The 307-nt window shown below is 52.8% G+C and carries 1 rRNA gene; it reads right to left on the bottom strand.

The window, feature by feature from the left end:
* Positions 1-72: ribosomal RNA gene (gene rrf / locus OGX93_RS00015) — 5S ribosomal RNA — on the bottom strand; the annotation flags it as partial.
* Positions 73-307: the final 235 nt, after the last annotated feature.

The raw sequence follows: 307 nt of genomic DNA, 5'->3' as shown, positions 1-307 counted from the left end.
ATCGGCGCTACGGCGTTTCACTTCTGAGTTCGGCATGGGGTCAGGTGGGACCACCGCGCTACGGCCGCCAGGCAAATTCTTTGTGCCCTGTACGCAATTCTTTATCGCATCAGCGGCGTTGTCTGCGCTCGTAAACTCAGTCACATACCTGTGTATGCTCCTTCCTTTCCTTCGCTGGACGCCTTGCTGCTGCGCAAACTATTGCGCACTGCTAATCTGTAATCAAAGCTGAAAATCGTCTCTCAGTCCGCCAAAACATCTTCGGCGTTGTAAGGTTAAGCCTCACGGTTCATTAGTACCGGTTAGC

This window comes from Citrobacter sp. CK195, assembly GCF_030333365.1.
In the GTDB taxonomy this organism is placed as follows: Bacteria; Pseudomonadota; Gammaproteobacteria; order Enterobacterales; family Enterobacteriaceae; genus Citrobacter_B; species Citrobacter_B koseri.
Note: the sequence above shows the minus strand (reverse complement) of the source record. Positions and strands in the feature narration are given on the sequence as shown.